13 protein-coding genes are annotated in these 22,609 nt (G+C 58.1%); 10 read left to right on the top strand and 3 right to left on the bottom strand.

Translation table 11 applies throughout. From position 1 onward, the window contains the following. Positions 1-46: 46 nt before the first annotated feature. A complete protein-coding gene (locus EAH78_RS02265) occupies positions 47-1,129 on the bottom strand; it encodes a 5-(carboxyamino)imidazole ribonucleotide synthase (protein ID WP_140664956.1) in 1,083 nt (360 codons plus the stop codon). An 11-nt stretch (positions 1,130-1,140) separates the two neighbouring features. Beyond that, positions 1,141-1,632 (bottom strand): 5-(carboxyamino)imidazole ribonucleotide mutase, encoded by a 492-nt coding sequence (gene purE / locus EAH78_RS02270; RefSeq protein WP_007971731.1) that lies wholly within the window; start codon positions 1,630-1,632, stop codon positions 1,141-1,143. Between the two features lie 477 nt (positions 1,633-2,109). Between purE and EAH78_RS02275 the strand changes: the two genes are divergently transcribed. Continuing rightward, positions 2,110-2,817: a reprolysin-like metallopeptidase gene (locus EAH78_RS02275; protein WP_140664961.1), complete on the top strand. Its 708-nt coding sequence runs from the start codon at positions 2,110-2,112 to the stop codon at positions 2,815-2,817. A gap of 312 nt (positions 2,818-3,129) precedes the next feature. Beyond that, complete coding sequence (locus EAH78_RS02280) at positions 3,130-3,804, top strand: hypothetical protein (protein WP_140664966.1); 675 nt, start codon at positions 3,130-3,132, stop codon at positions 3,802-3,804. A gap of 44 nt (positions 3,805-3,848) precedes the next feature. Here the strand turns inward: EAH78_RS02280 and EAH78_RS02285 are convergent, their stop codons facing one another. Then, positions 3,849-4,757 (bottom strand): LysR substrate-binding domain-containing protein, encoded by a 909-nt coding sequence (locus tag EAH78_RS02285; protein WP_140664969.1) that lies wholly within the window; start codon positions 4,755-4,757, stop codon positions 3,849-3,851. Positions 4,758-4,937: 180 nt separating this feature from the next. Here EAH78_RS02285 and aspA point away from each other — a divergent pair, with 180 nt between their 5' ends. The 8 genes from aspA to EAH78_RS02330 all read left to right on the top strand — a co-directional run bounded on the left by aspA (position 4,938) and on the right by EAH78_RS02330 (position 22,608). Continuing rightward, positions 4,938-6,362 carry an aspartate ammonia-lyase gene (aspA, locus tag EAH78_RS02290; RefSeq protein ID WP_140664972.1) on the top strand — a complete coding sequence of 475 codons (1,425 nt, stop codon included), beginning with the start codon at positions 4,938-4,940 and terminating at the stop codon, positions 6,360-6,362. Positions 6,363-6,864: 502 nt separating this feature from the next. Continuing rightward, complete coding sequence (locus tag EAH78_RS02295; RefSeq protein ID WP_140664975.1) at positions 6,865-8,316, top strand: alanine/glycine:cation symporter family protein; 1,452 nt, start codon at positions 6,865-6,867, stop codon at positions 8,314-8,316. A 143-nt stretch (positions 8,317-8,459) separates the two neighbouring features. Continuing rightward, complete coding sequence (locus tag EAH78_RS02305) at positions 8,460-9,464, top strand: asparaginase (protein ID WP_140664978.1); 1,005 nt, start codon at positions 8,460-8,462, stop codon at positions 9,462-9,464. 163 nt (positions 9,465-9,627) lie between these two features. Next, a complete protein-coding gene (locus EAH78_RS02310; RefSeq protein WP_140664982.1) occupies positions 9,628-10,626 on the top strand; it encodes an AraC family transcriptional regulator in 999 nt (332 codons plus the stop codon). A 259-nt stretch (positions 10,627-10,885) separates the two neighbouring features. After that, positions 10,886-11,917 (top strand): histone deacetylase family protein, encoded by a 1,032-nt coding sequence (locus EAH78_RS02315; protein WP_140664985.1) that lies wholly within the window; start codon positions 10,886-10,888, stop codon positions 11,915-11,917. Between the two features lie 12 nt (positions 11,918-11,929). Further along, on the top strand, positions 11,930-13,030 hold the full coding sequence (locus EAH78_RS02320) for a polyamine ABC transporter substrate-binding protein (protein ID WP_140664988.1): 1,101 nt from the start codon (positions 11,930-11,932) through the stop codon (positions 13,028-13,030). Positions 13,031-13,180: 150 nt separating this feature from the next. Further along, the gene (locus tag EAH78_RS02325) at positions 13,181-17,728 is read left to right on the top strand and encodes a DUF6543 domain-containing protein (protein ID WP_140664991.1); all 4,548 of its coding nucleotides are present in this window, start codon (positions 13,181-13,183) and stop codon (positions 17,726-17,728) included. Between the two features lie 359 nt (positions 17,729-18,087). After that, positions 18,088-22,608 carry a dermonecrotic toxin domain-containing protein gene (locus EAH78_RS02330; protein ID WP_140664994.1) on the top strand — a complete coding sequence of 1,507 codons (4,521 nt, stop codon included), beginning with the start codon at positions 18,088-18,090 and terminating at the stop codon, positions 22,606-22,608. Position 22,609 lies beyond the last annotated feature (1 nt).

Raw genomic sequence — 22,609 nt, forward strand, 5'->3', positions numbered from 1 at the left:
AGAACGGCGGCCCCTGAATGGTTCCGCCGCTGCCACATGAAACTATTTATTCGGCGATGAGTGCTTCGACCTTGAGGATCTGTGCCGCCAGCGTCTCGCGGTCTGCACAGCGCAGGTTGGCGTGACCGACCTTGCGACCGGTCTTGAACGCCTTGCCGTAGTGGTGCAGATGGCAGTCGGCAATCGCGATCACCTTCTCAACCGGCGGTACAACACCGATGAAGTTAAGCATCGCGCTCTCACCGATTTTGGCCGTCGAACCCAGCGGCAGACCGGCAACGGCCCGCAGGTGGTTTTCGAACTGGCTGCACTCGGCGCCTTCGGTAGTCCAGTGCCCGGAGTTGTGTACGCGCGGGGCGATTTCGTTGGCCTTGAGGCCACCGTCAACTTCAAAGAATTCAAACGCCATGACGCCGACATAATCCAGCTGCTTGAGCACGCGGCTGGAATAGTCTTCTGCCAGGGTTTGCAGCGGGTGATCAGTGCTGGCCACGGACAGCTTGAGGATGCCGCTGTCGTGGGTGTTGTGAACCAGTGGATAGAATCGGGTTTCGCCATCGCGAGCACGCACGGCGATCAGCGACACTTCACCAGTGAACGGCACGAAGCCTTCCAGCAGGCAGGCAACGCTGCCCAGCTCGGCGAAAGTGCCGACCACATCTTCAGGTGTTCGCAGCACTTTCTGGCCCTTGCCGTCGTAACCCAGGGTGCGGGTTTTCAGCACGGCCGGCAGACCGATGGAAGCCACTGCGGCATCCAGATCGGCTTGCGACTGAATGTCGGCAAACGCCGGGGTGGGAATCCCCAGGTCCTTGAACATGCTCTTCTCGAACCAGCGATCACGAGCAATACGCAGCGCTTCGGCGCTCGGATAGACCGGGAGGAATTGCGACAGAAACGCCACGGTTTCAGCCGGGACACTTTCGAACTCGAAGGTCACCAGATCGACTTCATCGGCCAGCTGGCGCAGGTGATCCTGATCGCCGTAATCGGCCCGCAGGTGTTCGCCCAACGCGGCTGCGCAAGCATCCGGCGCCGGGTCCAGGAAAGCGAAGTTCATACCCAGCGGGGTGCCCGCCAGCGCCAACATGCGACCCAACTGGCCGCCACCGATTACACCGATTTTCATCGTCAACAACCTCAGGCGATGCGTGGGTCTGGATTTTCCAGGACGCTGTCTGTCTGCTCAGCACGGAAAGTTTTCAGCACCGCGTGGAACTGCGGGTGCTTGGCGCCCAGGATACTCGCCGACAGCAGCGCGGCGTTGATCGCGCCAGCCTTGCCGATGGCCAGGGTCGCAACCGGGATGCCCGCCGGCATCTGCACGATGGACAGCAGCGAGTCGACGCCGGACAGCATTGCCGACTGCACCGGCACGCCCAACACCGGCAGGTGGGTCTTGGCCGCACACATGCCTGGCAAGTGGGCTGCGCCACCAGCACCGGCGATAATCACCTCGATGCCACGGGCCTCAGCCTCTTCGGCGTACTGGAACAGCAGATCCGGGGTGCGGTGGGCAGAGACCACTTTCACCTCGTAAGGGATGCCGAGCTTTTCCAGCATATCGGCGGTGTGGCTAAGGGTGGACCAATCGGACTTGGAGCCCATGATCACGCCAACCAGTGCACTCATCGTCGTGCCTCTTCTCTCTGGGCGCCCGCAGGCGCGTCAAAAAACAACAAGCCACGCAAAATGCGTGGCTTGATTGTACGAATTATGGCCAGTCACACCGGCCGAAGGCCGCGCAGTATACCTCAATGAAGCCGATAAAAAGCCCCTTGGCCGACCATCTGTCATGGATCACTAAAAGCCCCGATTGCTGACTCGGAAGTCAACCAAAAAAACGCCTGGCCGTGGCAGTCGCATTGGCCTCTATAGCGCAAAAGCCTATAACTATTTTGTACTCCGAGTTCTAACGCCGATAACTCTTCAGACACATTACTGAACAACTTGAAACTTGCCACGCCATGCGACCAAACTTAACTTATAACTTCAAATAAAAACACCCCATAACTAAAAACCCCGTATCACCACAACCGCAAACATTGTTACCCACAGACAAACAACAACCCACCGCTCTCCAGCGGCAAGTACATAAAGGACTATGACGTGAACAAAGGCAAAACAAGTCAGACCATCGATAAAATTAAAGATGGCAACATTGAAAAAAATGAAGTGGCGCAAAATGATGCGCTGACGCCAGCGCGACACAGACGTTCGCTGGCAAATGATGGTCAACCTGATCGCCCCAAAAAGCCTATTCTTTTACTCGTTTATATCCACGACGATCTTAATGATCACGATAAAGGCAAGCTCTATGACAACTACTTCTCCTGGCTGGAGACCGAACTTGAAGACATATCCGGCCGCGCAGTTACGGTTATTTTCAACTCTCAATCCACAACTCCGAAAATGACCAATTACAACTACAAAAATGAAAACGCTGCAGAGGCCCTTCGCGGCTGGGAAAACAAGGTTAAAGAACTGAAATCGAAAGCGGATACAACATTCCCTTTCAATCCTAACCTGGACAAATTTCTATTACTCACTCGTAACGGAATGAACAGCAGCGTCGCGGGAATCGCTTCCAATAGAGGTCAGAGCGCAATGGCGACGATCGATTCCTACCTGACGCCCGCTCACGAAATAGGTCATATGTTCGGTGCCACCCATGAAGATTCGGATATCGTCTACAACGGCTGGTGGCATGACACGATTATGAAATATGACGTTAACTCTCCGGTTCGAGGTAATTACTACCATTTCAGCGAAAAGAACCGCGACAATATTCGCATCTATCTCAGTCAATTCGACTGAGATCCGCAAAAAACAATTTATCCCTGGGTGAAAGGCATTGACCTGTCTTTTACCCATCTGAGCAGCAAGGCAAGCAGCGCCGCCTCCAGATTGCGACGGAACGAGCGATATCCTGCGCTCTTCTGCGGGGATAAACGACAGGTCTCCCGCTGATATAAATCAATAAACGTTGGTTATTTATTCGAAGGTCCTGCACGTACCGCCTTCCGAAAAAATACCAAGTAATGCCAAACCTATTTCAGCACCACTAACAAAAACCAGACATTGCCCTCTTAAAACTGACCGAGAGCGACACCCTCACGAGACAAATCCATGTACGCATTATCAAAACCTATCATTACTTTTATCCTCGCACTCATGATTCACTTGAGCGCACACGCTGTCGATACTCCAAACAAACTTAACGATGACCCTGCGAGTCCCATCCGGCTTTTTGCGATTTTCCACGACGATGTCCCAGCCGCGAAACGAAGCACGACCTACGTAGATCATATCCGCCCTTTCACCGCTGAATTCGAGAACATTACCGGTCGAAAAATTCAGGTTATCTTTGATCGAAACAGACCTCCCTATACCAACTTCAACTATAAGTCTGAAGACCAAAGCAACATGTTTGAAGGCTGGAAAAAGCTCGCGTGGGAGTATCGAAAACTACGACATGACCTCAATGAATTCCCAATCTCAAGCAATGACCGAATACTGTTGATCACCAACGACTTCATTAGCGGTGGCCCGGTATTTGGCGGCGTGGGCGGTATCGCAAACGAACCCGGAACGGCCGCCATTGCTTCGCTCGATTTCAAACAGGCGATCGGGCATGAACTGGGACATACGTTCAATGCCGCCCATAAAGAAGGCGAAGTACTTTATAACGGCTGGTGGTGCGAAACGTTCATGTTCGAACCCTTGCCCGTTCGATCGAATTGTTTCGTCTTTAGCGAAGGCAACAGGAAACGCATAAAGGACTATGTCGACAGCCGGTACTGAAACTTGCCATAGGGCACGAGATAACGCTCGCGCCCTATGGCGCCTCAAGCGCTCGCTGCGGCGCCACCTTCAAGTTTGCGCCACAACAACCGCACATTCGCCTTGCGCACCAATGCACAGCGATACAGGCGAATCTCCAGCGGCACATGCCATTGCGGGCCGCCGCAGACGACCAGTTCACCGCGCGCCAGTTCTGCGCGCACGCTGAGTTGCGGCACCCAGGCGATGCCCAACCCTTCCAGCGCCATGCTTTTCAGGCTGTCCGCCATGGCGGTTTCGTAAATGGTGGTGAAGCGCAGCGCCCGCTGGCGCAGCAACATGTTCACCGAGCGGCCGAGAAACGCGCCGGCGCTGTAGGCGAGCAAAGGCACGCTGCCTTCGCCTTCCAGATCGAACAACGGTTTGCCCTCCGCATCCGCTGCGCACACCGGGAGCATCTCGGTGTGGCCAAGGTGAAGAGACGGAAAAATTTCCGGGTCCATCTGCAACGCCGCATCCGGGTCGTAGAACGCCAGCATCAAATCACAACCGCCTTCGCGCAAGGCATGCACCGCGTCGCCGACGTTGGTCGCGACCAGGCGCGTCGCGATGTTCAAACCTTCGTTGCGCAGTTGCGCAATCCAGCGCGGAAAGAAACCCAGCGCCAATGAGTGAGCGGCGGCGACTTGCATCACTTCGCCCTGCCCGCCTTCGAGGTGATGAAGATGGCGCAGCACTTCGCCCAACTGTTCGACCACTGTCCGCGCCGTCACCAGAAACAATTGCCCCGCCGCCGTCAACTCGATGGGCGTGCGCGAGCGATTGACCAGTTGCAGCCCCAGCGCGGCTTCAAGGCTGCGGATCCGCCGGCTGAAGGCCGGTTGTGTCACGAAGCGGCGTTCCGCAGCCTGGGAGAAGCTGCGAGTGGCGGCCAGGGCGCTGAAGTCCTCAAGCCATTTACTTTCCAGATTCATCACGTCCTCCCGGACACGCACCAATTTAGGTCACACGCTCGCCGCACACGCGGCGTCACATCGGCATTATGCCGAATGTGCATAGGCCAGTGCTTAACAGCATTGGCCGAAAATTCTCCACAAGCCTAGCATTTGCAGTGTTCCGGCACAGACCGGGTCCCTATCGAGATGATTTCTATCATGTCCTCCGCTGCATCTTTCCGCACAGAAAAAGACCTGCTTGGCGTACTCGAAGTACCTGCTCAAGCGTATTACGGCATCCAGACCCTGCGAGCGGTGAATAACTTCCGCCTCTCGGGCGTTCCGATTTCGCATTACCCGAAGCTGGTGGTCGGTCTGGCGATGGTCAAACAGGCCGCCGCTGACGCCAACCGCGAACTGGGTCACCTGAGCGAAGCCAAGCACGCTGCCATCAGCGAAGCCTGTGCACGTTTGATACGCGGCGATTTCCACGAAGAGTTCGTGGTAGACATGATTCAAGGCGGCGCTGGCACTTCAACCAACATGAATGCCAACGAAGTCATCGCCAACATCGCACTGGAGGCCATGGGTCACCAGAAAGGCGAATATCAATACCTGCACCCGAACAACGACGTGAACATGGCGCAGTCGACCAACGATGCTTATCCGACTGCGATCCGTCTGGGTCTGCTGCTGGGTCACGACGCGTTGCTGGCCAGCCTCGACAGCCTGATCCAGTCGTTCGCCGCCAAGGGTGTCGAGTTCAACCACGTCCTCAAAATGGGCCGTACCCAGCTGCAAGACGCCGTTCCAATGACCTTGGGTCAAGAATTCCGCGCCTTCGCCACCACCCTTAGCGAAGATCTGGCGCGCCTGAAAACACTGGCACCGGAACTGCTGACCGAAGTGAACCTGGGCGGCACCGCGATCGGTACCGGCATCAACGCCGACCCGCGTTACCAGCACCTGGCCGTTCAGCGTCTGGCCCTGATCAGCGGTCAACCGCTGGTTCCGGCGGCCGACCTGATTGAAGCCACGTCCGACATGGGCGCCTTCGTGCTGTTCTCCGGCATGCTCAAGCGTACCGCAGTCAAACTGTCGAAGATCTGCAACGACTTGCGCCTGCTGTCCAGCGGCCCACGCACCGGCATCAACGAAATCAACCTGCCGGCGCGTCAGCCAGGCAGCTCGATCATGCCAGGCAAGGTCAACCCGGTTATCCCGGAAGCCGTTAACCAGGTGGCGTTCCAGATCATCGGTAACGACCTGGCCCTGACCATCGCGGCCGAAGGCGGCCAGCTGCAACTGAACGTGATGGAGCCGCTGATCGCATTCAAGATCTTCGACTCGATCCGTCTGCTGCAACGCGCCATGGACATGCTGCGCGAGCACTGCATCGTCGGCATCACCGCCAACGAAGAGCGCTGCCGCGAATTGGTCGAGCACTCGATCGGCCTGGTCACCGCACTGAACCCTTACATCGGCTATGAAAACGCCACCCGCATCGCCCGTATCGCCCTCGAAAGCGGCCGCGGCGTGCTGGAACTGGTGCGCGAAGAAGGCTTGCTCGACGACGAAATGCTTGCCGACATCCTGCGCCCGGAAAACATGATTGCGCCGCGTCTGGTGCCTCTGAAGGCTTAACCGAACGCAACGCCGGCGCTTGCTCTTTTAACGAAGAGCACGAAGCGCCACGCTCACCAGGTCGAGGGACTAGACACCTCTCACCTTTTGAGGGCTTGGGGATTTATTCCCCAAGCCCTTTTTTTTAATTATTTGCCGGCTCGACCGTATAGGTCGTGCCTGGCTCGACTTCTGTAGGAGCACGGCTTGCCGGCGATGGCGCCCTCAAGATCGCCATCGCTGGCAAGCCATGCGCCTACAAGAGAAAGGACTTCGTTTCGATTCTTGCACCACAACCGTGCAGACGGACGGCACGCTCATAGGTATAGTGCCGCCCCTCTTCGCGTGAGCGGTCGTCGGTAACGAGGCCCAAACCCATGCGAAACCCGAACTAATAACAAACCCGCAATATGAAATCGGGACGAACTATCGCCTCATCTGTTTTGCCGCGCGCAAACCGGTGTAACGCGATATTTCGATCCGCCCAGCATTTGCCTACACAAAAAACAGCGAGGAATAATCCATGCTCGAAGTCATTAACGACTTCCTCTCAGGGAAAGTACTGATCGTGCTCATTGTCGGGCTCGGTAGCTACTTCACGATCCGCTCGCGTTTCGTTCAATTGCGTCACTTCTTCCACATGTTCGCGGTCTTCGGCGACAGCCTCAAAAGCAGCGCCGGGCAACTCAGTTCGTTCCAGGCCCTGATGCTCAGCCTCGCCGGCCGCGTCGGCGCGGGCAACATCGCCGGTGTCGGTATCGCCGTGACCCTGGGTGGCCCAGGCGCGGTGTTCTGGATGTGGGTGACCGCACTGGTCGGCATGTCCAGCAGCTTCTTCGAATGCTCTCTCGGCCAGCTCTACAAGCGCTGCGATTCCGACGGCACTTACCGTGGCGGCCCGTCCTATTACATCCAGCACGGCCTGCAAAAACGCTGGCTGGGGATGATCATGGCGTTCCTGTTGCTGGTGACCTTCGGGTTTGCCTTCAACGGCCTGCAATCCCACGCCGTGACCCATTCGCTGAACAACGCGTTCGGCCTCGACACCACCTATACAGGCTTGGCCCTGGCGGTGTTGCTGGGCCTGGTGTTCATCGGCGGGATCAAGCGCATCGCCAAAGTCGCCGACCTGCTGGTGCCGGTGAAAACCCTGGTGTACATCGGCGTGACCATCTATGTGATCGTGCTGCAATTCGACCACGTACCGGCGATGCTGATGACCATCGTTAAAAGCGCGTTCGGTCTCGACCAGGCGTTTGGCGGTCTGATCGGCAGCGCGATTGTGATGGGCGTGAAGCGTGGCGTGTTTGCCAACGAAGCAGGCCTGGGCAGTGCGCCGAACGTGGCGGCAGTCGCGTCGGTCGAGCACCCGGTGGCACAGGGTGTCGTTCAAGCGTTCAGCGTGTTCCTCGACACCTTCGTGATCTGCACCTGCACCGCGTTGCTGATCCTGCTCTCGGGCTTCTACACCCCGGGCTTCGAAGGCGACGGCATTGCCCTGACCCAGAACTCGCTGGCGGCGGTCGTTGGTGACTGGGGCCGGATGTTCATTTCCGTGGCCCTGTCGTTGTTCGTGTTCACCTCGATTCTCTACAACTACTACCTGGGCGAGAGCAACCTGCGTTTCCTGATCGGTGAAAACCGCAAGGCACTGATCGGCTACCGCGCATTGGTGTTGGTGTTGATCTTCTGGGGCGCGATCGAAAACCTCGGCACCGTGTTCGCTTTCGCCGACATCACCATGACCCTGCTGGCGTTCGTGAACCTGATCGCGCTGTTCCTGCTGTTCAAGGTCGGCATGCGCATCCTGCGTGACTACGATGACCAGCGTGCTGCCGGGATCAAGACCCCGGTGTTCGATTCGAGCAAGTTCCCGGATCTGGACCTGGACCTGAAAGCCTGGCCGGCCAATCCGCCAGCGGCTGCTGCCCAGGCTGAAGCCGAGCCGCAAGGCGTTCCCGCAGCGCAACGCTGATCGGTTAAAGTGAGAAACCCCATGTGGGAGCGGGCTTGCTCGCGAAGAGGTCGTAACATTCAACATCATCGTTGACTGACACACCGCTTTCGCGAGCAAGCCCGCTCCCACATTAGGAATGTCATTGTTCTCGGAGAACCCTCATGAATTCCTCGACCTACCCTGCCGCCCAGCACGTCATGGTGCTCTACACCGGCGGCACCATCGGTATGCAGGCCAGCGCCCACGGCCTGGCGCCGGCGTCCGGTTTCGAAGCACGGATGCGTGAATACCTGCACAGCCAGCCTGAGCTGGTGGTACCGCAGTGGCGTTTTCGCGAGATGTCGCCGCTGATCGACAGCGCCAACATGACGCCGACGTACTGGCAGCAACTGCGCGAAGCCGTGGTCGACGCTGTGGATGCGCAGAGCTGCGACAGCGTGCTGATCCTGCACGGCACCGACACCCTCGCCTACAGCGCGGCGGCCATGAGTTTTCAATTGCTCGGCCTGCATGCCCGCGTATGTTTCACCGGTTCAATGCTCCCTGCCGGCGTGACCGACAGCGATGCGTGGGAAAACCTCAGTGGTGCGTTGGTTGCCCTTGGCCATGGCCTGGCGCCGGGTGTTCATCTGTACTTCCACGGCGAACTACTGGACCCGACCCGCTGCGCGAAAGTACGCAGTTTCGGTCGCCACCCATTCAAGCGGCTTGAGCGACAGGGAGGTGGTGTGAAGGCGGCTTCCCTGCCGACACCGCTGACCTACAACCAGCCCAAGCAACTGGCGAAAGTCGCCGTACTGCCGCTGTTCCCCGGCATCGGCGCCGAGATTCTGGATGGCCTGCTCGCCAGCGGCATTCAGGGTCTGGTGCTGGAGTGCTACGGCAGCGGCACCGGGCCGAGTGATAACCCTGAGTTTCTCGCCAGCCTGGAGCGTGCGCGGGACAAAGGTGTTGTGGTTGTCGCCGTGACGCAGTGCCACGAAGGTGGTGTTGAACTGGACGTGTACGAGGCCGGCAGCCGTTTGCGTGGCGTCGGCGTGCTGTCGGGTGGCGGCATGACCCGTGAGGCGGCGTTTGGCAAGTTGCATGCGCTGTTGGGTGCGGGTCTGGATAACCCAGACGTGCGTCGACTCGTAGAACTCGACCTGTGCGGCGAACTCGTCTGACACCACACAAAACCTGTGGGAGCGGGCTTGCTCGCGAATGCGGTATATCAGTCACATCATTGTTGGATGTGCCACCGTCTTCGCGAGCAAGCCCGCTCCCACAAGGATCCCCGTCAGGCATGTAACTTGCTCTATTCCAACATCCCTCGGCTGGAAGCCACCCATGCTCCACTCCCACCTCACCACCCTCAACGCCGTCTCCCTGGTGCTCAACACCTTCAAGGACCAAGGCCTGTCCAGCGAGGACTTGCTCGCCGGAAGCGGCATCAGCGCGGTGGACCTGAACCGGGCGGACACGCGCATTACCACCAATCAGGAGATGCAAGTCTGCGCCAACGCGGTCGCGCTCAAGCGTGACATCGGTCTGGAACTGGGCCGGCGAATGCACGTTTCGTGCTACGGCATGCTCGGCTACGCGTTGCTCACCAGTGCCACCTTCGGTGACGCTTTGCGCTTGGCGATTCGCTATCCGGCGCTGTTGGGAACACTTTTCGAACTGAGCCTGGAGGATGACGGCGAGCGTGTCTGGTTCGTCGCGGCGGATTACCGGGAGAGCCCGGCAATGGCCGTGTTCAATGCCGAATTCTGTCTGGTGTCGTTGAAAGTGATCTGCGACGACCTGCTCGGTCACCCACTACCGCTGCTGGCCGCACGCTTCGAACACACCGCGCCGGACTATCAGGCCACTTACGCCGAGCATTTCGATTGCAGGTTGAGCTTCGAGGCACGGGACAACGCGTTTGCGTTCGATCGTAACTGGCTCGACCAGCCCTTGCCACTCGCCGATGTCATCACCCATCAGGCCATGGCCGAACGCTGCCGCAAGCAGAACACCGAGTTCACCGGTCGCCAGGCGTGGCTGGGGCGGATTCGGCAGTTGCTCAACGCACAGTTGAATGCCGCGCCGGGGCTTGAGGGGCTTGCCGACCAGATGAATTGTTCGGCGCGGACCTTGCGTCGACACCTCAAGGATTCGGGGTGCAGCTATCAGGAGCTGCTCGATGAGCTGAGGTTTGAGCAGGCCAAGCAAATGCTCTGCGAAGACCAGTTGCCGATCTACCGGATTGCCGAGGCACTGGGTTTCAGCGAGACCGCCAGTTTTCGGCATGCGTTTGTGCGCTGGAGTGGTGTGGCACCGAGTCAGTTCAGACCCCACCGGTAACCCCTGTGGGAGCGGGCTTGTTCGCGAAGGCGGCGTATCAGTTGACATTGATTTGACTGACACACCTCTTTCGCGAGCCCGCTCCCACAGGGTTCTGTATTCCATGCCCAAGGCCGGGGCGCTGACGCGCCAATAAGGGGCGAATTTCGGTCAAATCTTTTGGCCATATAAATCCCCTTTTGGCCTTTCCTGCCGTTCTCCCAAGCGCCGCCTGCCGCAAGACTGTGTTCAACCGAATCAGCCTGCGGAGAACAAGAAAATGCTGACGATCTACTCGGACGATCACCACCTGCACCACGGCCGTTGCGAATTGATAGACGGGCAACTCAAGCCCTGCTTCGAAATGCCGTCGCGTGCCGACCATGTATTGCAACGCGTGAAGAACCAGAACCTCGGCCCGGTCGAAGCGCCACAGGATTTCGGTCTCGACCCGATCGCGCGCATCCACAGCCGTGACTACCTCGACTTCTTCAAAGGTGCCTGGGCACGCTGGACCGAATTCAACACCGACGGCGACTTGCTGCCCTACACTTGGCCGGCCCGCACCCTGCGCGCGATCAAACCCACCAGCCTGCACGGCCAGCTCGGCTATTACAGCTTCGACGGTGGCGCACCGATCACCGCCGGTACCTGGCAAGCCGCGTACAGCGCGGCGCAAGTAGCGCTGACTGCGCAGGCGGAAATTCAACGTGGCGCCCGCAGTGCCTTCGCCCTGTGCCGTCCACCGGGACACCACGCCGCCAGCGATTTGATGGGCGGTTATTGCTACCTCAACAACGCCGCCATCGCCGCTCAAGCCTTTCTCGATCAGGGCCACAAAAAGGTCGCGATCCTCGACGTCGACTACCACCACGGCAACGGCACCCAGTCGATTTTCTACGAGCGCAGCGACGTGCTGTTCACCTCGATTCACGGCCACCCGGAAGCCGAGTTCCCGTTCTTCCTCGGCTATGAAGACGAACCCGGAGAAGGCGCGGGCGAAGGGTTCAACTTCAACTACCCGTTGCCCGCAGGCAGCGGCTGGGACACATGGAGTGCAGCGCTGGATCAGGCCTGCCAAAAAATCGAAAACTACGGCGCCGACATTGTCGTCGTCTCCCTGGGCGTCGATACGTTCAAGGACGACCCCATCTCCCAATTCAAACTCGACAGCCCCGATTACCTGGCCATGGGCGAACGCATCGCGCGTCTCGGCAAGCCGACGCTGTTCGTGATGGAAGGCGGTTACGCGGTAGAAGAAATCGGCATCAACGCCGTGAACGTTCTCGAAGGTTTTGAAAGCGCCCAATGAGGAATTAGAACAATGAACAGGCTCAAGCGTTTTATCATCCCCACCCTGTGCGCCACGGTGCTCAGTGGCGCGGTTCATGCTGAAGAGCGAACGTTGCGCGTCTACAACTGGTTCGACTACATCACCCCCAAGGCGCTGGAAGACTTCAAGGCCCAGAACACCCAGACCAAACTGGTCTACGACATTTTCGACACCAACGAAGCGCTGGAAGCCAAGCTCCTGACCGGCAACTCCGGCTACGACGTCGTGGTGCCGTCCAACGTGTTCCTCGCCAAGCAGATTGAGGCCGGCGTGTTTCAGCCGCTGGATCGCAGCAAGCTGCCGAACTGGAATCACCTCGATCCGAAGCTGATGAAGCTGATCGAAGCCAACGACCCGGGCAACAAATTCGCCGTGCCGTACATGTACGGCACCATCCTGATCGGCTTCAACCCGGACAAGGTCAAAGCTGTGCTGGGCGCCAACGCGCCGGTGGACAGCTGGGACCTGATCTTCAAGGAAGAGAACATCAGCAAGCTCAAGCAATGCGGCGTCGCCCTGCTCGACTCGCCGTCGGAGATCCTGCCGCTGGCCCTGCAACACCTTGGCCTCGACCCCAACAGCAAGAAACCGGCGGACTATGACAAGGCCGAAGCGCTGCTGATGAAGATCCGTCCGTACATCACTTACTTCCATTCTTCGAAGTACATGGCCGACATTGCCAACGGTGACATCTGCGTCGCAGTCGGGTACTCCGGCAGCTTCTCCCAGGCCGCCAACCGCGCCAAGGAAGCCAAGAACGGCGTGATCGTCGACATGCGTTTGCCTAAAGAAGGCGCGCCGATCTGGTTCGACATGCTCGCGATTCCCAAAGGCGCGAAGAACCCGGAAGACGCCTACACCTTCATCAACTACTTTCTGCAACCGCAGGTGATCGCGCCGGTCAGTGACTTCGTCGGTTATCCAAACCCGAACAAGGACGCCACCGAACTGGTCGACCCGGCAATCCGCAACAACCCGAACCTGTACCCGACCGAAAAAGCGATGAGCACGCTCTATACACTGCAACCGCTGCCGCGCGACGCCGAACGTGCACGCACCCGGGCCTGGACCAAAATCAAATCCGGGACCTGATTACCTCCTCTGAACATCGACCCGCCCGTTGGCGGGTTTTTTTTGCCGGCGATAACTATCTACCACCTCTCACCCGTGACGGCCCTCTACCTTGCCCCGATACAGCGCTGCCCACCGGCCAGCGTCCTCATTGGCACAAAGGAAATGGCCATGCCCGATACTCCCCCTACCAGCCCCGAAGATATCCTGAGCCAACTGGTCACCGGTCCCTCGATCAGGGAAGTGGCGTCAAACGCACTGCGCGCGGTGCTCGACGTTGCGTACCCAAGTCTGAACATCGAACCCGCCCAGGCCATGGTCGTGACGCCCACCTGGCACATCATCAACGGCCAGGTCACGCCTGGCGACAGCCGTTACGAGTCACTCACCGATGCGCTGGTAAGGTCCACGCTGTCGGCAAAGACGGTAACTTACCTCGACGGCGAGCATTTCCTGACCCTGCAACCGGGCGTCAATCCGTCGATCCAGCTCCCGGTAAAGATCGATACCATCGGACGACTGATCAACCAACTGATCCCGTTACTGTTCGTTGCTTATCAAGAGCAGCAACTCGATTACTGGAACCAGCCGATCGAAAACGCGACACCCCGCTGGTATCAGCTCTCGGACTCACTGCACAACCTCTGGCAGCCTCAGCCGCTTTCAGACTGGGACGCGGACCAGAAGGCAATGGTACTGGCCTTGTTTACGTATCCCGAGCAGGCCATTCGACAGCGACGCGACACGTATAAAACCAGGGCTTGCCTGGTCGACGTCGACGAGTCGGGCGAGCACCTGAGAATTCTGGACATCGCGGTGCTGGTAGGGTCAGTGGGCGCGCGCACGCTGGTGATAACCCACTCGATCACCGAGGGTTTCAAGCACTACGACTCACTCGACGCATTCGGTGAATCGCTGCCCGGTCGCGTTGCCAGAACCGCCACTTCGCAGTTATTAAAGTGGCGTCTGTATGAACCCCCCGGCAACTTTTTCGACCATCAAGCCTGTGCGCTGATTGCAATTGAACTCGAGGCCATCGGTCGGCTCACTGACATGATCCCGACAGGTGTTCCGGGGCCCAAGGTCAATGCCACCGCCGATAATCCCAAGGATGCTCACGAGGATCACTTCAGCCAGGTTCAGCGCTTGTTACCCGACTGGCTGAGCAATGCCCCCCCTGCGGACCTGACTCGCTACAGCCGACATTTGATGGACCTGGCCCTGCTGCGGGAGCAACACGCCGGAAAGTCATGCCTGGATGACCTTCCACCGTTGCCGGTGTTTACGCTGCAAGCGTTGAAAAAACAGCTATTGAAAGACCATCCAGAAGCCACCGACCTGAAGCTTGAGACTGTTGAACTCAGCATCATCAGCCCGGTAATCCTGGGCGCGATTGCCGTACCGGGCAAGACAGACACCGTCAACCTGTCACTGACCGACCTGGCCCTGCAAAACCTGATTGCCGTGCCGCTGGGCAACAAGACCGTTCGCCATACCGACGGCAGCGCCGTTGAATCATGGATGACCCCGGCCTACCTGGAAGAACTGGTCACCCGCGTAAACATCGGCAAAATCTACCCCGACCTGATCAAAAGCACCCTGCTGGGTGACACCCTGGAAATGCAGCGGCGACAAGGTCTTTTTACCAGCCACCTGCGCATCCAGTTACCGCTCCAAACGTTGCAATGCAAAATTCGTGGTGAGGCCGGCATCGACGATCAGGGTTACCGATATGTGGTCGCCGCGATGCAGCGAAAAGCCGACCAGCGCTATGTGAATGGCCTGGAGATTGTCATTCGCCCGTTGGCTTTTATTCCCGGTGGGCGCACCGATGGCAAGGCCGATGAAGTCGCCAACATGTTCGTGATCGGCCCACGGGTTGCCGACACAGGGCCTTGCCTGCTCTTTCGCCCGCTGCTGGATCACCCGCTTTTGCAGTACCCCTGCGAAGCCAATCTGCTGTACGCGATCAAACATAACCAGACACTTCGCCAGTCAGTCCTCGCCTGGTTACCCGACGATGTGCGTTTCAACTATTCGCAGTACGTTTTCCCGGGTCAGCTGCCTTCTGCCTGGACGCTGTCGCAATGGCTGGTCGACCCAACGTCAGCCCTCGGCATGATGGGCGCCGTGACGCTGGCTGCGACACCGCTTGCCGACCCCTCACTGGACACGTTGTTCACCGCCAATGCCAACGCGATGATCACCCTGGCGGATCGGCAGTCGGTATCCAACGCGCAAAATCGCTGGGCGACGCTCAAGCAAGGCGCCTGGATGCTGTTCAATATCGCGCTGCCGTTTATGGGAAGAACGGCCGGTGCAGCGGCCTGGATCTGGCAAGTCATGGACGACTTGCATCAGGCGAATGAAGCCAGTGAAAGGGGCGACAGTGAACATACATGGGCGGCGTTGACCGACCTGTTTCTTTCTCTGGGCATGGTGCTGGCCCATCTCGCGGCAACCCGCCACAAAACGGTATCGCGAGCGCTCGAAAAAGAGTCCGTCACACCGCAAAAGCAACCCGTGACAGAGCCCGCCCCCAAAATCGCCATAACCCAACTGCCCGATACAGTTGCACAGTCGTTACCGACGACTCACGACATGTCGTTGTACAGCCAAGGCGCCGTCGCACGTACGGGCCTTGGGCCTCTGCTTGACGGGCTGGCCCTCGCAAAACCTGAAGGACTGGCGAGTCCTTCGACGGAAGTGGGGCCTCATCAGTTTTTGAGCGCTCTCAACCAGAAATGGTATGCCCCGGTCGGAAAACGCTGGTTCGAAGTCATGCTCAACGATAACGTGGACGTGCAAATTATCGATACGCGCTCGACCCCGACACGCACCGGGCCTCTACTGACTCACTCCGCGGCAGGATCGTGGTTTATCGACACGCGCTTGAGACTGCGTGGCGGCGGCCGTAGCCGCAAAGACCTGGTGCGGGAAAATGAACGACGAAAAGTCGAATTGAAACAGCAACTGTCCACCTTCGACACACACAAAGTCGCGCTGAAAACGGCGCTTGAAAAGGCAGAGGCAGCCGCCGTGCCATTGGCCCCAGGCGTCGAGGATCCTAATGGCCGCAGACTGATTGAAACGCTGAACACGCAGCTGGCGGTCTACGAGGTCTACATTGAACAGCTCAAAGCCTTCAATGCGCTTGAGTCGATTCCCAACTTCCGCCCCGTCATGATCAGTTGCCTGGACCATCAACTATTGCTGACGGAGAAGTGGTTCCATCGACAACATTCGGTATTTGGCACTTACATGCGCCGTTCACTGGCCCTGCTGGATAACGAGACGGTCGAACACAGTCAAACCCCACGGCAGACGCATCAGCAGACCCATGATCTGACCCAGGGGTTTATCGAAAAAATAGAGTTCGCCCAGGCCCGGATCGAAGCGCTGAAACGACTGGGCAAAGAAGCCGCCAAAATCGGCGCGGAGTACACCTCGACCCTGCCAACCTTTGATCTGCAAGATCTGAAGCTGTTTCAGATCAGCCTCGCTCAAGAGCTATGCCTCAACGACACGGGCACCCTCGCCACCGATGCGGCCCGTCAGGCACTGGTTGAGCTTGTCGAAGACACCGGGCTCACCATTCAGTCATCTCTGGACCTCGAAAAGGATGATCACACCCTGGAGCTGGCTGTTCAAATCGACGGGCTCAGCGATCTGGTAGAGCAGTTCGCAACCATCGACCAACGAATTCTTGACCTGCCAGATGAGTATCCAGGACAACTTCTGCAACCATCAGTGGACCTGATGCGGCAGCGCATCGAGGTGTTCAACGAACGTGCCGTGAACACGCTGACGAGCTTGTTGCATGAGCGCAAATCCCTCGAACCGACACCCGGGCCCTCCCGGCCAGTCGTCGCGCCACAACGCCTGATCAAGACGCGGTTCAAGGGGGCCGTGGTCGGCAAATCAAGAACACGCGCGAGCGAAACCGACACCGACCTGGTAGACGTAACGTCCCCCCTAACCGGCAAGGTCATCGCCACCTTTCATGAAAAAACCCCCGGCGTCTGGGTAGAACAGCTATCGGCCAACTCTCGCATGCCGATGGCCAGCAACCCCTCGCTGGACATCAGTGTTCAGAACGGCGAAGCGTTACTGGGACAGTTGGCGGCCTTCATCCGTCGAACCGAAGGTCACTCAAAAGGCGTGCAGCGCATACCTTGGGAAATCGAGGAGATGTTTCATCAGCAGGCCAACCGGATGGAAAGCGCCAGCGGCGCAATCGAGAAAGCCCTGACCGACCACAACGCGACCGACGAGGGACCGGTATCAGCCGTCATCGTGGCCAAAAAACTCAACGATGCGGCGACCGACCTGTACAAAAAAGGGCGCGATATCCGCATCAGCATGACCAAACGGCAACCGCCCACCGCTGGCCGGGTTGAATGGCTGCACAGCAAAGACCTGGTCACCGTGACCAGGATCCAGGGGCGTCGCCGCTTGAAAGGCGCGCGCAAGGACTACCTGGATGAATACGAGATCCGTGATCAGGAAACCCGCGCAGTGCTCTGGTATGCACATTTCCACTATCCAGAGCCCGGAACCGCGAGGCACGATTTTACCGCCGCTCACCTGAAGACCTTGGAGCAGCGGCGGTTGGGCGGGGCCTACGAAAAACCGGGTGCGGTCGATAATCGTCAGTCCATTGAAATTTATCGCGCGGAAATCAATCACCGGCTTGCCGGTTCGTTGTTCTTTAAGTGACCCCACTGGCACTCGCCACAGACCCGCCATGAGCGTAATGCTGTTCACTTAAGCGCGAACCCCACATTTGTGGCGAGGGGGCTTGCCCCCGTTGGGCTGCGAAGCGGCCCTCAGCGTCCGTTCAGACAAACCGAGTTGTCCGGTTTTGCGACTGCTTCGCAGCCGAACGGGGGCAAGCCCCCTCGCCACAGGGTTCTTACTCGACTGAAGATTGTCTTAAGTGAACAGCATTACGCCATGAGCGGGTCTTCTTTGCGGCGATATTTAATTACCGCAGGTCGCAACTGACATCGGCCTACCTTCGTTGCATCACCAGGACGCGCTCGCCAGTCCTGAAAACCGCATCAAAGGTAACGATCATGCCCGACAGTAACCTGCCCGACGTCACATCGCCGCTCAAAGAAAAAAGTGATCTGGTCAGCCAGACCAGCCATGGCCCGACGCTCAACGAAGTCGCTTCACACCTGCTACGCCAAGGCTTCAAAGCGTTATACGCAACGCTGGATCTGGACCCCGACAAAGCACTCGTCGCCACGCCTCGATGGCGGGTAATGAACAATCATGTCGATGCAGGGCCGATCGATTTCGAATCCCTCACGCATGCGCTGATTCGCCAGGGATTTAATGGAGCCAACGCCAACTACCTCGAAGGCGAACACTTCCTCACCTATGAGCCCGCCGGCATCAACTCCGTTCACCTGGCCGTCAGCATCGAAGAGATTGCCGGGCTGCTCAACGACTTGGCGCCCTTGCTGTTCGTCGAGTTTCAAGCCCGTCAGCTGGACTTCTGGAACGGTCAGGGAAAACAAAACGCTCACTGGGAGGAACTGTCCGACTCGCTGCGCAAGGCCCTGAACGTGCAAAAAGTCAAAGGCTGGGATGCCAGTGAATGCGCGATGGCGCGGGAAGTGTTCAAAGACCCGGACAAGGCCACACGAAAAAATGTGGACCTCGATTGGTCATCGATCCAGGCCTGCCTGATCGACATCGATACGCTGGAGAATGATGTCGCCAGCCATCTGCTCATCGGTGGCGCGCTGATCCTCAAGGCGACGTATCGCCAGCGTGAACTGCTCACGATGTACACGATCGACCAGGGTTATGAGTCATTCAGCTCAATGACTCAGTTGGGCGAATCGCTCCCCGCTCGCCTGGCCGACCAACTGCAAGGGCGCGCCATGGAATGGCGGCTCTACGAGCCGCAGGGCAATGTCTTTGATCACATGGCCTGGGCGCTGGTGTCATCGCAACTCGACGGCATAGCGTCGCTGAGATTACTTGAGACACCCTTTGACGATGACGTGGAGTCCGACACCGGGCCCGACACGCTGGAGCAGGCGCGACTCAATCAACTCGTCGCGGCAATCCCCGAATGGCTGCACAACGCATCGACCCGCGACATGCAAGATTACAGTCGCTACCTGTCCGGGCTAGGCAATCTGTATCGCCAACCCGACATTAAGGCAACCCGGGACGAGATACCGTCCCCCTCTGACTACGCACAGCGCCTGATGCGTGAGGCAATCATCGCGGACCCCCACGCTGTCGGTGCCGCCCTTCTTGCGCTGGATGAACTGCAGATCAACATCACCAACAGTTTTACCGTCGATAACCTCATGCTGCCCAACCCTCTTGATCGACGCATCGAAACGCTCGCCGACTATGCCTTGGAAAACGAGGCGCCCTACCTCGCTACCCTATCCTTCAAACACCATCAGCCGGTGCCGGGTTGGCTCACACCGGCGTTCCTCACCACCGTTTCGGCACGCGTCAATATCGGTGAGGCCTATCCCGACATGATCAAGCGCACGCTGATTGATGATCCTGTCGAGTCCCGTCGTCAGGAAAATTTTTACCGCGAACAACTGCGTTGGCTACTGCCGCTGACCGCGCTTGAGGGCAAGGTCAAACGCGAAGGCGGGATCGATGAGCAAGGCTATCAATACATTTGCGAACTGTTTGATCCCGTCCCGGATACGACGCCATCCATCGCCCTCTACCCCCTGACGATGACGCCACAACACCGCCTGATCAGTTCCAGTGACACGGTCGCGAACATGTTCATCATCAGCCCTCGCGATGCAGAGGACGGTCCTTGCCTGCTCTATCGTCCGATGCTGGATCAACCACTGCTGCAGTTTCCGTCTCGACAGAACCTGCTTTACGCACTGCACCAACCCGGCGATCTCAGGGACTCGGTGTTGGCCTGGCTGCCCGACGCGGCGCTGAGTTTCGAGTACGCCCAATACGTCTTCCCGACGGGCTTGCCGTCTCCTTGGCTGGTGGCGGAGCAGTCAGTCAATCCGTTGCAACGCATCGATCGTTTCGGGCGCGTCGTTCTAAAAAGCGCTGAGGTCAGCGGCAACATCATGACTGCCCTGTTCAAGAGCAACGCACAAGGGTTGGTCGAGTTGGCTGACCGCCAGTCACAATCCAATGCGGAACGGCGCTGGAGCTTGCTCAAAGACAGCAGTTGGGCGTTATTCAACGTCACCACGAATTTTCTCAGTGGTACGGTCGGTACGGCTGTCTGGCTGTGGCAAACCATCAACGAATTACAGCAGGCAATCGATGCCCGAAACAAAGAAGACAGCCTCATTGAGTGGACATCGATGGCGGATATTCTACTGACCGTGGGCATCATCCTGAGCCATCACGCGGTGATGCGGCGCAAAGCCTTATCGAGCAAACCACGAAAGTTGCACAGCACTGAAGTGTCTCGTCCTGAGCCTTTGCCAACCGTCGTCACGCTGAACCCGAGCACACTCGCCGCAGAGCTTCCATTGAAGCATTGCAGCTCCCTTGAGATCGCGGGCTCAGTCCCGCGACGCACACCCACGGCGCTGGGCATCTACCTCGACACGCTCAGCGTCGACGCGCCTGATCTTGCCCATGAAGAACTGAACACAATAAATGAAGTCGCGCCCCACCTTTACCAGCTCAACGAAAAAACCTACGCGCAGGTTGCTCACCGCTGGTTCAACATCGCGGTGGACGGGGAGGAGCAAATCAACATCGTATACCCCGATGACCACGCCAGGCTGGGTCCGCTACTGGTTCACAATCACAAAGGCGAGTGGGTGCTTGATCTGCGTTTGCGCTTGCGCGGTGGAGGGCCGAAAAGTCGTCTCAAGACCCTGAAAGCGGTCAACGAACATCGTAAACACGAACTTGAAAACACACTTCAGACGTTCAAGTCAGAGGAAGAAGCCAAGAAGGCCGCGCTGAAAAAAGCACAGGACGACATGCTGGCCGCCCAGTCCGATGTCTATGATCCGTTGTCCAAACTGTACGCAGAGAAACTGGAGGGAATGATCCAGGCGTATCAGCAGGCGCTAGGCCAGTTGCGTGAATGGCGTGATCTCGGTGGCACGGCGGGTTACACCTACGACTTGCTTCGCCTGAGCACCGAACTGCAAAAGCACCTGTCGTTATGGTTCACGGTAAAAAAGTATCAATACATCCAGGCCACTCAGGTCATGCAAGATTCACAATCGGATGTGTTAACACGGCAGGCTTACGTTGAAAAGATTTCATTGGCAACCGACCTGAGCCACCAGATGGTCGACAAACTGAGCCTCTCGACCACCACACTTCAAGGCATGCAGGCGGCGGGTAGACCGGGCATCACTAAAGCCCTGGAGGTCGCCCGGCTCATGCCGTCGTTCACGGCCCTGCAACTTAAAGCCAACGAGATCAGCATGGCCCAGGAGCTCTGCATTCAAGAGCAGGCCAGTTCAACGATGCCTGAAGCCCGTAACACCATCGGCAGCATTCTCAAGAACGCCAGCCAAGGTGCGCATGAGATCGCGGACCTCATAAAAGCACCTTCCGTCGCCACTGATCCAGAGAGCCCTGTTGAAGTGTTGGGCAACCTCGTCGAGGTCTTCGCCGATGCCGATCAGCGAATTCAAGAGTTACCCGGGACTTACCCCGACCTCTTCAATCAGCCTCAACTCGATCATTTGCGCAGCCTGATCAGCGAGTTCGCCCAACTGGCCCATGAGCGGCTACAACAATTGTTGCCGGAAGATGAACTGCAGGACTTGCAAACACCGGCAGCACGCGTACGCCCAACTACCTCGCGTGCGCCCGTCAAAGTGAGCAAGTCCCGCCCCCGCGATCCCGGCAAAAATGACGCGCCAAAACCGGCAGAGGCCCCCCTCAAGCCGTTCATCCCAGCCAACCACCCACTGCCTGCCCCCGAGCTGGGGGATATGGAGATCGTAGAGGCCGGTCTTGAACTGAACCTGGGCACCAACAGCTTTATCGAGCGCACACGCAAGGACGCGTTGCGCCCCAAACGCATACCCGTCGAAATGCAGGAGATGTTCGATCAACAGGCATTGAAGCTGGAACAGAGTGCCGACGCTGTGGATCAGGCGCTGATCCGACTCAGGCGTGCCAATGGCAACCCGCCGCCAGTCGCCGACCTTGGGCTTGAGCTGCGTGAGGCGGCGAAGCGGTTGCGCAACGAAGGCATCAGTGTTCGGGCGAACCTGTACAAACAGCGCAAGCCCATACAAAGCACTTTCAGATGGATGCAGGACAACAAACAGATAGAAATCCGCCGCGACAACCGAGGGCGAATCCAGACCAAACAGCAGGGCGACTTCTTTCAGGAATACCGGATTCTCGACAAAACAAACAACAACGCAGCGTTATGGGTAGCGCATTTCCACTACAAGACCCTCAAGGGCCCAGCGGATAACCCCACGGCCGCTCATTTAAAGATCTCGGATGACTATCTGCAGACGCTCAAGCCTGAATTGAAAGAGGTGTTACCCACCCTCAAGCCCATCGACTACGTTCTGCGAAAAATAGTCGAACCTGATCTACGCAAACTTTTTTTAGACTTGGAACCTCAGGCCACGACCTGAG

The sequence above is a fragment of the Pseudomonas arsenicoxydans genome, from assembly GCF_006438915.1.
In the GTDB taxonomy this organism is placed as follows: Bacteria; Pseudomonadota; Gammaproteobacteria; order Pseudomonadales; family Pseudomonadaceae; genus Aquipseudomonas; species Aquipseudomonas arsenicoxydans_A.

Coding starts and splice junctions, on each gene's coding strand:
- EAH78_RS02265 (WP_140664956.1), bottom strand. CDS start 1,129: ATGAAAATCGGTGTAATCGGTGGCGGCCAGTTGGGTCGCATGTTGGCG.
- EAH78_RS02310 (WP_140664982.1), top strand. CDS start 9,628: ATGCTCCACTCCCACCTCACCACCCTCAACGCCGTCTCCCTGGTGCTC.
- aspA (WP_140664972.1), top strand. CDS start 4,938: ATGTCCTCCGCTGCATCTTTCCGCACAGAAAAAGACCTGCTTGGCGTA.
- EAH78_RS02295 (WP_140664975.1), top strand. CDS start 6,865: ATGCTCGAAGTCATTAACGACTTCCTCTCAGGGAAAGTACTGATCGTG.
- purE (WP_007971731.1), bottom strand. CDS start 1,632: ATGAGTGCACTGGTTGGCGTGATCATGGGCTCCAAGTCCGATTGGTCC.
- EAH78_RS02305 (WP_140664978.1), top strand. CDS start 8,460: ATGAATTCCTCGACCTACCCTGCCGCCCAGCACGTCATGGTGCTCTAC.
- EAH78_RS02330 (WP_140664994.1), top strand. CDS start 18,088: ATGCCCGACAGTAACCTGCCCGACGTCACATCGCCGCTCAAAGAAAAA.
- EAH78_RS02280 (WP_140664966.1), top strand. CDS start 3,130: ATGTACGCATTATCAAAACCTATCATTACTTTTATCCTCGCACTCATG.
- EAH78_RS02285 (WP_140664969.1), bottom strand. CDS start 4,757: ATGAATCTGGAAAGTAAATGGCTTGAGGACTTCAGCGCCCTGGCCGCC.
- EAH78_RS02320 (WP_140664988.1), top strand. CDS start 11,930: ATGAACAGGCTCAAGCGTTTTATCATCCCCACCCTGTGCGCCACGGTG.
- EAH78_RS02315 (WP_140664985.1), top strand. CDS start 10,886: ATGCTGACGATCTACTCGGACGATCACCACCTGCACCACGGCCGTTGC.
- EAH78_RS02325 (WP_140664991.1), top strand. CDS start 13,181: ATGCCCGATACTCCCCCTACCAGCCCCGAAGATATCCTGAGCCAACTG.